This is a genomic window from Streptomyces longisporus, assembly GCF_039532765.1.
Classification (GTDB): domain Bacteria; phylum Actinomycetota; class Actinomycetes; order Streptomycetales; family Streptomycetaceae; genus Streptomyces; species Streptomyces longisporus.
In genome coordinates this window covers 374,133-385,662 of record NZ_BAAASG010000002.1, presented here as the reverse complement: position 1 = coordinate 385,662, position 11,530 = coordinate 374,133, and the positions used below count along the sequence as shown (strand labels likewise).

At 71.7% G+C, this 11,530-nt stretch carries 14 protein-coding genes; 6 read left to right on the top strand and 8 right to left on the bottom strand.

All coding sequences use genetic code 11. The features are described from left to right. Positions 1-20: 20 nt before the first annotated feature. Both ABD355_RS03385 and ABD355_RS03380 read right to left on the bottom strand, forming a co-directional pair. Positions 21-425 (bottom strand): nuclear transport factor 2 family protein, encoded by a 405-nt coding sequence (locus ABD355_RS03385; RefSeq protein WP_344398505.1) that lies wholly within the window; start codon positions 423-425, stop codon positions 21-23. Positions 426-437: 12 nt separating this feature from the next. After that, positions 438-1,406: an acetylxylan esterase gene (locus ABD355_RS03380; RefSeq protein WP_344398504.1), complete on the bottom strand. Its 969-nt coding sequence runs from the start codon at positions 1,404-1,406 to the stop codon at positions 438-440. 118 nt (positions 1,407-1,524) lie between these two features. Here ABD355_RS03380 and ABD355_RS03375 point away from each other — a divergent pair, with 118 nt between their 5' ends. After that, positions 1,525-2,883 carry an 8-oxoguanine deaminase gene (locus tag ABD355_RS03375; RefSeq protein WP_344398503.1) on the top strand — a complete coding sequence of 453 codons (1,359 nt, stop codon included), beginning with the start codon at positions 1,525-1,527 and terminating at the stop codon, positions 2,881-2,883. Positions 2,884-2,935: 52 nt separating this feature from the next. On the opposite strand, the gene ABD355_RS03370 is transcribed toward ABD355_RS03375, so the two are convergent. Continuing rightward, the gene (locus ABD355_RS03370; protein ID WP_344398502.1) at positions 2,936-3,622 is read right to left on the bottom strand and encodes a haloacid dehalogenase type II; all 687 of its coding nucleotides are present in this window, start codon (positions 3,620-3,622) and stop codon (positions 2,936-2,938) included. A gap of 226 nt (positions 3,623-3,848) precedes the next feature. Then, complete coding sequence (locus ABD355_RS03365) at positions 3,849-4,448, bottom strand: TetR/AcrR family transcriptional regulator (RefSeq protein ID WP_344398501.1); 600 nt, start codon at positions 4,446-4,448, stop codon at positions 3,849-3,851. A 190-nt stretch (positions 4,449-4,638) separates the two neighbouring features. Between ABD355_RS03365 and ABD355_RS03360 the strand changes: the two genes are divergently transcribed. From ABD355_RS03360 to ABD355_RS03350, 3 genes are all read left to right on the top strand, one after another. After that, positions 4,639-5,289 (top strand): peroxiredoxin-like family protein, encoded by a 651-nt coding sequence (locus ABD355_RS03360; RefSeq protein WP_344398500.1) that lies wholly within the window; start codon positions 4,639-4,641, stop codon positions 5,287-5,289. A 497-nt stretch (positions 5,290-5,786) separates the two neighbouring features. After that, positions 5,787-6,140 (top strand): VOC family protein, encoded by a 354-nt coding sequence (locus ABD355_RS03355; protein ID WP_344398499.1) that lies wholly within the window; start codon positions 5,787-5,789, stop codon positions 6,138-6,140. Positions 6,141-6,320: 180 nt separating this feature from the next. Beyond that, positions 6,321-7,061 (top strand): class I SAM-dependent methyltransferase, encoded by a 741-nt coding sequence (locus ABD355_RS03350; RefSeq protein WP_344398498.1) that lies wholly within the window; start codon positions 6,321-6,323, stop codon positions 7,059-7,061. Between the two features lie 67 nt (positions 7,062-7,128). Here ABD355_RS03350 and ABD355_RS03345 read toward each other — a convergent pair whose 3' ends face one another. From ABD355_RS03345 to ABD355_RS03335, 3 genes are all read right to left on the bottom strand, one after another. Next, on the bottom strand, positions 7,129-7,710 hold the full coding sequence (locus ABD355_RS03345) for an Rv1733c family protein (protein ID WP_344398497.1): 582 nt from the start codon (positions 7,708-7,710) through the stop codon (positions 7,129-7,131). A 153-nt stretch (positions 7,711-7,863) separates the two neighbouring features. After that, positions 7,864-8,655, bottom strand: a complete 792-nt coding sequence (locus tag ABD355_RS03340) for a ferredoxin reductase (RefSeq protein WP_344398496.1) — start codon at positions 8,653-8,655, stop codon at positions 7,864-7,866. After that, entirely contained in the window at positions 8,648-9,253 is a 606-nt protein-coding gene (locus tag ABD355_RS03335) for a sulfite oxidase-like oxidoreductase (RefSeq protein WP_344398495.1), read from the bottom strand. The genes ABD355_RS03340 and ABD355_RS03335 overlap by 8 nt, the downstream gene beginning before the upstream one ends. A 215-nt stretch (positions 9,254-9,468) precedes the next feature. Here ABD355_RS03335 and ABD355_RS03330 point away from each other — a divergent pair, with 215 nt between their 5' ends. Together ABD355_RS03330 and ABD355_RS03325 are read left to right on the top strand one after the other, a co-directional pair. Next, on the top strand, positions 9,469-10,383 hold the full coding sequence (locus tag ABD355_RS03330) for an NADP-dependent oxidoreductase (protein ID WP_344398494.1): 915 nt from the start codon (positions 9,469-9,471) through the stop codon (positions 10,381-10,383). Further along, a complete protein-coding gene (locus ABD355_RS03325) occupies positions 10,380-11,090 on the top strand; it encodes a GNAT family N-acetyltransferase (RefSeq protein WP_344398493.1) in 711 nt (236 codons plus the stop codon). The genes ABD355_RS03330 and ABD355_RS03325 overlap by 4 nt, the downstream gene beginning before the upstream one ends. Here ABD355_RS03325 and ABD355_RS03320 read toward each other — a convergent pair. Then, complete coding sequence (locus ABD355_RS03320; protein ID WP_344398492.1) at positions 11,087-11,521, bottom strand: MarR family winged helix-turn-helix transcriptional regulator; 435 nt, start codon at positions 11,519-11,521, stop codon at positions 11,087-11,089. The two genes, ABD355_RS03325 and ABD355_RS03320, sit on opposite strands and share 4 nt — an antisense overlap. Positions 11,522-11,530 lie beyond the last annotated feature (9 nt).

Here is an 11,530-nt window from a genome sequence, read left to right as displayed (position 1 = left end):
TGGTCGGACTGGAGGGAAGGTCAGAGCAGGAACAGCTTCCCGGCGGGCTCCTGGTGTCCGTCGGCCGTATGCCAGTAGTCCCGCGTCTCGACGGCCCGCCCCGCCCCGTCGAAGCGCACGAACACACAGCCTGCGAGAGTCGAGGCGACGCCGTCCTCCTCGGCCAGGACACGGAACTCGGCCACCGCCGTTCCGTCCTGGCCGACGACCGGTGGCGAGAACCGCACGTCCCTCACCCGTTCCCGGGCGAACGACCACCGCAGATACCCGGCCAGCTCGTCCCGCCCCCGGTGCGGCTCGCGGAACGGCATCGAGCGGTGGACGCACTCCTCGGCATACAGCTCAAGCAGCGCGTCCACGTCGTGCGCGGCCCACGCGCGCTCCCAGACGCGCACGAAGCGTTCGGCGGCCTCACGCGTGTCCATGCCGCTCGCTCCTCACACGTACGACCGCAGCCACTTCAGCTTCGCCGCCTCCTGGAAAGGCCCGCCGCCCTCGTGGTCGTTGAAGTCGTACACCTCGATCGCCTTGTCGTCGTGCGCCCAGGCGTTGAAGGCGGCGAAGACGGTGGACGGAGGGCAGGTCTGGTCCTCCAGGGCCGTCGAGAACAGGGCGGGGGCGCCGCCGCGGGAGGCGAAGTGGACGCCGTCGAAGTAGGACAGGGTGCGCAGGGCGTCCGCGGTGCGGCCGCGGTGGGTCTTCAGGAAAAGGCCGATCTCACGGTACGGGTGCCGGTCGGTCATCGTCGCCGCGCGCGGGTAGTCGCACAGGAACGGCACGTCCGGGGCGATCGCCGCCAGGTCCGGGACCAGACCGCCCACCGCGATGGTGATGCCGCCGCCCTGGCTGCCGCCGAGGGCGACCGTGCGGGAGGCGTCGGCCAGGGGGTGCGAGCGGGCCGCCTCGACGGCACGCACCGCGTCCGTGAACACCCGCCGGTAGTAGTAGTTCTCGGGCGCGTCGATGCCGCGGGTCATGAAACCGGGGTAGGCGGGCGCGCCGCCCACCGGGTCCGCGGTGCCGCCGCCCCCGCCCCAGCCGCTGCCCTGCCCGCGCGTGTCCATCACGAAGTGCGCCCGGCCCGTGGACGCCCACAGCAGATGCTCGTGCGGCAGACCGCGCCCGCCGCCGTAGCCGACGAACTCCACGACCAGGGGTATCGGCTCCTCGGCCGCGGCGGGCAGCGTCAGCCAGCCCTTCACCGGGTGCCCGCCGAAGCCGGCGAACGTCACGTCGTACACGTCGACCGTCGTCAGGCCCGTGTCGACCGGTTCGAAACGGGCGTCCAGATTGTGCTCTCGGGCCTCCTGCAGGGTCTTGGACCAGAACGCGTCGAAGTCCTCGGGCTCGACGGACTCGCTGCGGTAGTCGCGGAGCTCGTCGAGGGGGAGGTCGAACAGGGCCATGTAGGACCGCCTTTGCGAAGGGACAGTTACCAAGGGACACTGCGGATGATCACACCGTACGTGGGTCGTCGGACGACTCGCCAGGTCTTTCCGGCCGTACCTGTCTACGATGGGCCGCATGACGTCGGCCGTGGATCTGCTGGTCAAGGACGCCGGTCTGCTGGTCCTCGACGGGGAGGGCGAGATCCCCGGCGGCTGGGTGGCCGTCAGCAATGGTCGGGTCACCGCCGTGGGCACGGCCGGGACCGAGCCCGAGGCCGGTACGACCGTCTCCGCGGCCGGACGGCTGGTCACCCCCGGCCTGATCAACACGCACCACCACATCTACCAGAACCTCACCCGCGCCTACGCCCCCGCCGTGAGCGGCACCCTCTTCGAGTGGCTGACCACCCTGTACCCGCTGTGGTCGGCCCTCGACGAGGAGGCCGCCTATGTGTCGGCGTACGTGGGCATGGCCGAACTGCTGATGGGCGGCTGCACCACCTCCTCCGACCACCTGTACGTCCACCCCCGCCCGCACCTCGTCGACGCCGAGATCCGCGCCGCCCGCGACATCGGCTTCCGCTTCCACGCGACCCGCGGCTCCATGACCCGCTCCGTCGAGGACGGCGGACTGCCGCCCAGGAGCGTCACCCAGACCGTCGACGAGGTGCTCGCCGACAGCGAGCGGCTGATCAAGGCCCACCACGACCCGACGCCGGGCGCACTGATCCGGGTCGCGCTCGCGCCCTGCTCGCCGTTCTCGGTGACCAAGGAGGTCATGACGGCGACCGCGGAACTCGCCGAACGCCACGACGTACGCCTGCACACCCACCTCGCCGAGGACCACGACGAGGACACCTACTGCCTCGAGACCTACGGCTGCCGGCCCGTGGAGCACTTCGAGGACTGCGGCTGGATGAGCGACCGCACCTGGGTCGCCCACTGCATCTACCCCAACGACGACGAACTCGGCCGGCTCGCGGCAGCGGGTGTCGGCGTCGCGCACTGCCCCAGCTCCAACATGCTCATCGGCGGCGGCACCGCGCGCGTCAAGGAGATGCGCGAACTCGGCCTGCCCGTCGGAATCGGCTGCGACGGCTCCGCCTCCACCGACCACGCCTCCCTCTGGATGGAGACGCGGGGTGCCCTGCTGCTGGGCCGCTACCGCGGCGGACCCGGCGCGATGACCGCACGCGACGCCCTCGACATCGCCACCCGCGGATCGGCCCAATGCCTGGGCCGCGCCGACGAGTTGGGCCATCTGCGCCCGGGTGCCTGCGCCGATCTGGTCGTCTGGGACCTCCACGAGGTCGCCCTCGCGGGCGCGTTGAGCGACCCCGTCGAGGCCTGGCTGCGCTGCGGTCCGGCCCGCGCCTGGACGACGGTGGTCGGGGGCCGGATCCTCGTCGACCGGGGCGAACCGGTGCTGCCGGGCCTGTCGGAGGCGCTTCGGGACCACGGCCGGATCGCTCGGAGGATGCAGCAGCAGGCGTAACCGGCGTGGCTCCGATGCACATCGGGGCCCGGGGCCGGGGGTCCTGCCGCTGTCACTGGTCGCCGACCAGCACCTCCGCAAGCTCCTTCAGATCCTGCGCGCTGACACTGGGCGGGGTCATCGTGCGCGGGTACACGGAGGCTCCGCGTCGGAGCCACGCGCCGCCCAGCCCGGCTCTGCGCGCCCCGTCGATGTCCCAGGGATGCACGGCGACCAACAGCGCCTGCCCAGGCCGGACGCCGGCTCGTTCGACGGCGTAGTGGTAGGCGGCCGGTGCCGGTTTCCAGCAACGCGGTCCGCCCACGTCCGACAGGGCCTCGAAGCGGTCCAGCACTCCTGCCGTGTCCAGCAGTCGCTCGGCCAGGGCGACGCTGCCGTTGGTCAGCGCCGTCAGCCGGTACCCCGCATCGCTCAACTTCCGTACACTGTCCGGTACATCGGGGTGCACACTCAGCTGGGCGAAGCCGTCCAGAATGTGGCGGGCCGCGGCCTCTCCGTCTCCCGTCCACCCCTCCAGACCAGCCAGCAGCGTCCGTACGCCCTCCTGTGCGACGGACGTGAAGTCCGCGTACGCACCGGCGGCCGTCAGGGCGAATCCGTCCCGCAGTACCCCGGCGAACCAGGTCGGCAGCAGATGCGCGGGGGCACCGACGTCCTCGAAGCGACCGCGCAGTGGTGTGAGGTCACTGAGCGTCTCGTTGACGTCGAAGACGAGGACCGGGTGCTGGTCGGCGGGCATGCTCTTCTCCTCCTGGCGTCCATACGCGGATGCCGGACGTCGTGCCCCCTCAAGCTGCGAGTACCCGCCTGTGTGCAGTTGCCGCAGCGGCCAAGCACGCCGTCCTCCAGGGCCAGGGTGGTCAGGGGCTCGCGGTGGTAGTCGCCGAGCGTCCAGGTGGGACGCTCGCGCAGGTGGCGGCCGGTGACCGAGAGGTCGAGCGGCGGTACCGGGCGGGTTCCGATGCCTACGCCGCCGCCCTGACACCGATCGCGTCCAGGGCGGCGGCCACCGTCTTTCGCAACGACGCCGCGTCGGCACCGGCACGCGAGCGCAAGTTGACCCCGTAGGCGAGCAACGCCAGCAGGTCCGCCGAAGCGTCGGGATCGGCCCCGGGGGCGAGCTGCCCCTGGCGCCCGGCGGTCACCAGTGCCGCGTACATCGCCTCGCGCAGCTCCCGGTGGTGCTGGTCCAGGAGGCCGCGCACCTCCGGATCACTGTTCTCGGCCCCGGCGTGCGCGTTGGAGACCATGCAGCCCCATCGGGCGTACTCGCCCGAGCAGCGCGCCTCGATCAGGCCGTCGAAGAACTCGGAGACGGCCGGCAGACCCCGCTCGTCCTCGGCCAGGCGGCGGAACACCGGCTGGGAACGCTGCTCCAGATAGCGGCGCAGCGCAGCGCGGTACAGGTCCTGCTTGCCGCCGTACGTCGCGTACAGGCTGGAGCGGTTGAGCCCGGTCGCGGTCACCACGTCCTGGATCCCGGTCGAGGCGACGCCCTGCCGCCAGAACAGCCGCACCACGGTGTCCAGGGTCGCGTCCGGATCGAAGTGCTTGATGTCCGGCATGGTCCACCCACCATCCTGAAATGAGGATTCCAAGATACTCCCGGTTGTGCACGCCGCAAAGGTGTCAACAGGCCTGTCGCGTGGCTGGACTCGCCTGGCTGGCGCGGGCCCACGCAAACCCTTATCTTGGAACGGTCATTTCAAGATTGATCGGTCCCGCTTCAGTCGCCGACCAGGAGGAACGAGCACCATGACCAGCCTGAACGCCGAACTGCGCACCTTCTACGCAGCCCGTCAGCAGCAGATCCCGGCCGAGATCCGGGAGATCATGCGCCGGGCCGGCCAGGCACTGGCCGACTCCGGTCGGGCGGACCGGGCCCTGACCGCCGGCGCCCAGGCCCCGCGCTTCACCCTCCCCACCGCGACCGGACAGATCGTGAGCCTCGACGATCTGCTCACCGACGGCCCGGTCGTCCTGACCTTCTACCGCGGCGCCTGGTGCCCGTACTGCAACATCGCCCTGCGCTCACTCCAGCGGCACCACGAGGCCATCACCGCCCGCGGCGCCCGCCTGGTGGCCGTCTCCCCGCAAATCCCCGACGAATCCCTCACGCTGACGGAGAAGCACGCCCTCGCCTTCGACGTCCTCAGCGACATCGGCTCCGACACCGCCAAGCAGTACGGGCTCGCCTTCGACCTCCCCGACGACCTCGCCGCCGTCTACGACAAGCTCGGCTTCGACCTGCAGCGCGTCAACGACGGCCACCCCCGCACCCTGCCGCTGCCCGCCACCTACGTCATCGACCGCAACGGCACCATCCGCTGGGCCTTCGTCGACACCGACTACACCACCCGCGCCGAACCGGCCGACATCCTCGCCGCCCTTGACGCACTGGACTGAACGCCCAGGCCGCTTCATCAGGGGTGCCTTACGCGCTCCGGGGCGGATCTTGTTGCGGCGTACCGTGCGCTCGTCGTCGGACCTCTGCCCGAGGGACTGATACGCACCGAGCTGCTCAGTGGGCAGGAGGGGCGGTGGCGCATCCAGACGTTGTGACGGGACCCGCACTGCCCTGGACGCCCTGCGTGCGTCCCCTGACGGCCCGGCAGCACCCCAGTCGTCTCGTGTAGTCGGTGGCGACCCGGAGCTCACCCTGTTCGACGTCAAGGCCACTCTCATCGCGCCCAGAGAAACGATCTGAGGGGCACCCCGCTCTGAGGCAGCAGGGCGCGGGAGGCGGTGGCGGCGGCACGTTCAGCAGCGGGACCGCCTCCTTGGCGAGACGGCCCTCCATGTGCACCAGCCCTCGGAGGACGCGTTCGGAACCGCATCCAGGCAGCGGGGCGAAGCGGGCGCGGTGCCCGTTCCGCCGATCGCCGTCCTGGCAGGATGGCGGCATGGAACGTGTGCTTGGAATCGGTGGTTACTTCCTGCGCGCCGCCGATCCGGCGGCCCTGGGCGCTTGGTATCGCGACTGTCTGGGCCTCGACGTCGACGACAACGGTCTGTGGCGTCCGGAAGCCGGGCCCACCGTCTTCGCGGCGTTCGAGTCCGGGACCGACTACTTCGGGTCCCCCTCCCAGCAGACCATGCTCAACTTCCGGGTCCGCGACCTGGATGCGATGCTCGTGCAACTGCGCGCCAAGGGAGCGAACGTGGCCGAGGAGACACAGGACATGGACGGCGTCGGCCGATTCGGCTGGGTCACCGATCCCGAGGGCAACCGGATCGAGCTGTGGCAGCCCGCCTGAGCGCGTCGCGTCCCTGAGGCCGCTTGTACATGAGGCCGGGGCGGGGTCCGGATCTTTGTGGCTTCTGTCAGTACGACGGCCCGCCGGGGGGCCGCGAGACTGCCGGGCAGTGGCTGCGGCGTGCCCAGGGCGCGGGGGCCGGCGCCCAAGGACATGACCAAGCACAGGGGAGAAAGCAACGTGAGTGTCCAGCAGTACGACAAGATCGGTGAGGCCTTCGAGGGCTTCAAGTCCCTCCCGCTGACGCAGTACGCGGAAGTACCCGGCTTCCTGGCCCTGGTCGGGGACGTGCGCGGCAAGTCGGTCCTCGACCTGGCCTCCGGTACCGGCTTCTACAGCAGGGAGTTCAAGCGGCGCGGCGCAGAGGACGTTCTCGGAATCGACATCTCCAGTGAAATGGTGGCTGCGGCAAGGGAGTCGGAAGAGCGCGATCCGCTGGGTGTGCGCTACGAGGTGGGCGATGTGGCTCAACTATGGCCTATGGAAGGCGAGTTCGACATCGTCACGGGGGTGCAGATGCTCAACTATGCCGAGGACATCGCCGCCATGGAACGGATGTGCCGCCATGTACACCGGAGCCTGAAGCCCGGCGGCGAGTTCTTCGCGCTCATGCAGTCCCCCGACTACGTCTTCGACAAGGCCTCCCTGGAGAAGTACGGCTTCCTCTGCGAGCCGACCGGCGAGGAGACCGAGACCGGACCGCGCGTCCGCGTCACCGCGCTGCTCGACCCGCCCATCGAGATCGTCTCCACCGCCCCGCGCCGCGAGGTCTATGAACAGTGTCTGCGGGCGGCCGGGTTCGGCGAGCCGGCCTGGGTCCCGCTGCAGGTCTCCGAGGCCGGCGTGCGCGCGTTCGGCGCGGACTTCTGGGCGGACTTCACCGCCAACCCCCCGCTCGAGATGCTGCGCTGCCGCGCCTGACGCACGGCCGGTCACCCAGCGGTCTGCCCCGCGGCCATCGCGCCGGGGGGGCAGGCCTCCGCGTGCATCACGCCCGGCGCCGCGTCCACTCCGGCTCGGTCCGTGCCCACTCCCGCTCCCACTCGACCAGACGGTGCCCGGTGGACACCCGGCGTACCACCGTGTGCGCCAGCAGCACCACGGCCACCGCGCCGCCCGCGGCGCAGACGCCGATGGTCACGGTGTGCTGCCAGACCTGGGCTTCGCCCGGTGGCGGGGGAACGGCCCTGCCTGCGGCGTCGAACCAGACGTCGACGGTGTCGCCGCGCTTGATGCCCGTCGGCACGCGTGCTTTCGCGGTGTGTGGGCCGGTCGCGTCCGTCCAGCGGACATCCACGCGGTACGAGTGATCCCGGCCGCTCTGCACCGACGGCGGCCTCTCGGGAGTCCTGCCGACGACCTCGGCCCGTACCCGGTGGCGTTCGGCGCGCTGCGCGGCCGCCACGGCCCGCGCGTCGTCATGGGCCCACCAGCCCGCGAGCGCTCCCGCCAGTGGCGCGCCCACGAGCAGCAGGACGGCGAAGACCAGCGCCGTCCACGCCTCGACCACGTCCGACCGGCGCCGCAGCGGATTGCGCCGCCAGCGCCAGCCGCGCACCCGGGTTCGCATGTCCACCTCCTCGCCGTCGCCGGAGCCGGAGGGGCCGTATCGTCTTCGGTCCGTATTGTCCCTCCGCGCCGCGTATGCGCGCGAGTGCCCAGGAGAACCGGGTACCCAGCAGGCGGGAGATCGCTCAATCCGTCCCGCCTGCCCTTGGGTGCGTCAGCCGAAGCGTTCGATGCGGATCCGGTCGACGGGCTGGCCCGCCTCGACGAGCAGCCGTGAGGCATGCTCGGCGAAGGCGTTCGAGCCGCAGACGTAGGCCTCCCACCCACCGGGTGGCTGCTCGGCCAGGAGCGGTGCCAGATGCGCTGCGGCCAGACGGCCCACGGGCGCACCCGCCGGTGCGCGACGCGTGAAGACGGGCGTCGTCTCCGCGCCGAACTCCCGCGCGTAGATGAGCTCTTCGGGGCTGCGTGCGGACACCAGCAGCCGCAGCGGCACATCCAGCCCACGCGCCCGGTGGTGCCGCACCATCGACATCAGCGGTACGACCCCTGAGCCGGCCCCGAGCAGCAGTGCGGGCCGGTCGCCCGGCCAGGCGAAGAAGCCGCTCAGCGGGCCGCGCACCTCGACCTGGTCCCCGGGCTCGGCGACGGTGTGGAACCAGCCCGAGACCTCGCCGCCCTCCACATGGTCCAGGGTCAGTTCGATGTGACCCGGGTCGTCGGGCGCGGACGCGATCGAATAGTGGCGCTGGGCCACATAGCCGTCCGGCGCGGTGAGCCGCAGCATCAGGTGCTGTCCTGGCAGATGCCCCTCCCAGTCGGGCACCGCGAGGCGGAAGGTGGCCGCGTGCGGGGTCTCGCGGCGGATCTCGGTGAGCGTGGCGGTCTGCCACACCGAGGCCGCGCGCTCGCTCACGGCGATCCGGCCGGGCACCGCGAAGCGGGTCGGGGGAGTGAAACCGGGGGAACCGAAAGAAGGGGACGGCTGCGTCAGTTGCTCAGTCACCGGAGTACCGCTGCTCCTGCCAGGGGTTGCCGCGCGCGTGGTAGCCGTTCTGCTCCCAGAAACCCGGCTCGTCGTGGTCGAGGAGCGTCAGGCCCGCGATCCACTTGGCGCTCTTCCAGAAGTACAGGTGCGGCACCAGCAGCCGGGCGGGCCCGCCGTGCTCGGGGGCAAGGGGCTGCCCTTCGTACTCCCAGGCGATCCAGGCGCGCCCGCCGGTCAGGTCCGCGAGGGGGAGGTTGGTGGTGTAGCCGGTGTGCGAGTAGGCGACGGCATGGGTGGCCGACGCATGGGGGCCCACCGCGTCGAGGAAGGCGTCCAGGGACACGCCCGCGAACCGCACCCCGAACTTCGACCAACTCGTCACGCAGTGGATGTCGCCCTCGTACGCCGACGCGGGCAGCGCGTGCGCCTGCTCCCAGTCCCAGGTGCGCGGCCGTTCCACCAGGCCGTCGACACGGAACGTCCAGTCGGCGGGCGCCAGTTCGGGAGTGACCTCGGCGGACAGGACGGGCCAGTCCTCGCCCGCGTCGTACTGGCCGGGCGGCAGGCCCGGATTGTCGACGCGGGCGCGCCCGGTGAAGCCTCGGGTGACGTTCATACGGATCCAGCGGGACGGAAGTGATTGCTGACGCATTCAACCGTACGTGCTCGTCAGGCGTGCTCCCGCCCCGGGCCCGCCCGCGATCGTTAAGGCCGTATGAAGACTCCGGGGGCTTGGGAATAGCGGACGCCTGATCGTCCTTGCGGACTGGTGCCGGAACCGGTGCCCCGTACAACCGGTGACCAGGCGGCAGCGAAGGAGAGTGGGAGCAGATGCCCAAGGCGTACGTCTTCACGCGCTACGGCGGACCGGAGGCCGAGGCCCTCGTCGACGTGGACCGGCCGAGCCCCGGCCCCGGCCAGGTGCTCGTCGCGGTGCGTGCCGCGGGGGTGAACCCGGTCGACTGGAAGCAGCGCACCGGCTACCGCCGACCCGGCGAGAGCGGCGAGCGTGACTTCCCCGCCTACTTCGGCAACGAGGTCTCCGGCGTCGTGGAGGAGGCCGGTGAGGGAGTCGACGGGTTCGCCGTCGGGGACGCGGTGTTCGGCCGGCCCGTCGTCGGCGGGTACTCCGAGTACGCGCTGCTGTCGGTCGACCTGATCGCGCACAAGCCCGAGGCGCTGTCCTTCACCGACGCCGCCACCCTGCCCGTCGCGGCCGTGACGGCCTACGACGGAATCCGCCAGCTCGCCCTGCCGGCCGGCGCGACGCTCCTGGTGACCGGCGCGGGCGGCGGCGTCGGTGTCGCGGCGGTGCAGATCGCCCGTGCGCTGGGCCTGCGGGTCGTGGGCCTGGCGAGCGAGGCCAAGAAGGACTTGGTCGCATCGCTCGGGGCCGAGCACGTGGCGTCCGGCCCGGGCTGGACCGGGCGCGTGACGGGCGCTGTCGACGGCGTGTACGACCTGGTGGGCGGCGACGTCCTCGAGGAGGCGGCGACGTTGCTCACCGACCGGACCAGGCTCATCACGGCCGGGGCCCCGCCCGAGGTCGTGGAGAAGCTGGGCGGCGCCCGTGTCGCCCGGGTGCGCACCTCCGAGCGGCTCGCGGCGGCGGCCGACCTCGTGGTGCGCGGCGATCTGGACCCGCACGTGACGCAGACCTTCCCGTTGGAGCGGGCCGGCGAGGCGCTGCGCACCGTCGAAGAGGGCCACGCCCGTGGCAAGATCGTGATCGAGGTCGCCAAGTGAGCCACGTGCTGGACAACCCCGCCCTCGCCTCGCTGACCGGACCGCACGCGCACTTCGCCGAGCGGCGCGGCCGGGTGCTGCGCTACCCCGCCGACGTGTCGCCGTGGCTCGCGCTGCCCGACGATCCCGGACCCGACGACTGGGCCGACCTCGCGGCACTCGCGGGCCCTGGGGCGGAGGTGCCGCTCGCCGGCTACTGCGGCGAGCTCCCCGCGGGCTGGGACGTCACCTTCCATGTGGACGGCGTGCAACTCGTCGACGACGGCATCGCCGCCGCACCGGACCCGGAGGCCGTCCGTCTCGGCGCCGCCGACGTGCCCGAGATGCTCGACCTGGTCGAGCGCACCAGGCCGGGCCCCTTCCTGCCCCGCACCGTCGAGCTCGGCACCTACCTCGGTATACGCCGGGACGGCGCCCTGATAGCGATGGCGGGGGAGCGGCTGCACCCGCCGGGCTGGACCGAGATCAGCGCCGTGTGCACCGACCCCGCCTTCCGCGGCGAGGGCCTTGCGACCCGGCTCATCCTCGCGGTGGCCCATGGCATCCGCGAGCGCGGCGAGACCCCGTTCCTGCACACCGGCGCGGGCAACACCAACGCCATCCGTCTCTACGAGTCCCTCGGCTTCCGGCTGCGCCGCACCACGGCGTTCCTGGCGGCCCGCGCGCCCGAACCCCTCACGGACGAACGGGAGTTGGCAGCCTCCTAGTCGCCGCCGGGTGGCGTCCACGCGTTGTAGCGCGCGAGGTAGCCCGCGAACCGCCGTAGATCCTCCTCCGGCCAGTCCGCCAGCCGCTCCCGGAAGGCCGCCCGACGGCTGTCGGTGACCTGGGCGAGGATCCGGCGCCCGGCCTCGGTCAGGTGCAGGACCTGGACGCGATGGTCGTCCGGGTCCAGGCGCCGCTCGATCAGCCGGGCCTGCTCCAGGGCTGCGACCTGGCGGCTGACCGTGGACTTGTCCAGGGCGTAGTGCGCCGCCAGGTCGGTGGCCCGGCAGCCGCCGCTCTCCTCCAGATGTCCGAGCAGCGTGTACGAGACCAGCGACAGCTCGGGGTGCATACGGCCCGCCGAGGCGCGGGCGCGGCGGGCGAAGGCCGTCATCTCGCGCTGGATCGTCTCCACGGCTTCGTCTGCTTCCACCGGACCTCC

What these genes read in the sequence shown, in the direction of transcription:
- ABD355_RS03385 (WP_344398505.1), bottom strand. Translation starts at nt 425, where the DNA reads ATGGACACGCGTGAGGCCGCCGAACGCTTCGTGCGCGTCTGGGAGCGC.
- ABD355_RS03380 (WP_344398504.1), bottom strand. Translation starts at nt 1,406, where the DNA reads ATGGCCCTGTTCGACCTCCCCCTCGACGAGCTCCGCGACTACCGCAGC.
- ABD355_RS03375 (WP_344398503.1), top strand. Translation starts at nt 1,525, where the DNA reads ATGACGTCGGCCGTGGATCTGCTGGTCAAGGACGCCGGTCTGCTGGTC.
- ABD355_RS03370 (WP_344398502.1), bottom strand. Translation starts at nt 3,622, where the DNA reads ATGCCCGCCGACCAGCACCCGGTCCTCGTCTTCGACGTCAACGAGACG.
- ABD355_RS03365 (WP_344398501.1), bottom strand. Translation starts at nt 4,448, where the DNA reads ATGCCGGACATCAAGCACTTCGATCCGGACGCGACCCTGGACACCGTG.
- ABD355_RS03360 (WP_344398500.1), top strand. Translation starts at nt 4,639, where the DNA reads ATGACCAGCCTGAACGCCGAACTGCGCACCTTCTACGCAGCCCGTCAG.
- ABD355_RS03355 (WP_344398499.1), top strand. Translation starts at nt 5,787, where the DNA reads ATGGAACGTGTGCTTGGAATCGGTGGTTACTTCCTGCGCGCCGCCGAT.
- ABD355_RS03345 (WP_344398497.1), bottom strand. Translation starts at nt 7,710, where the DNA reads ATGCGAACCCGGGTGCGCGGCTGGCGCTGGCGGCGCAATCCGCTGCGG.
- ABD355_RS03335 (WP_344398495.1), bottom strand. Translation starts at nt 9,253, where the DNA reads ATGAACGTCACCCGAGGCTTCACCGGGCGCGCCCGCGTCGACAATCCG.
- ABD355_RS03330 (WP_344398494.1), top strand. Translation starts at nt 9,469, where the DNA reads ATGCCCAAGGCGTACGTCTTCACGCGCTACGGCGGACCGGAGGCCGAG.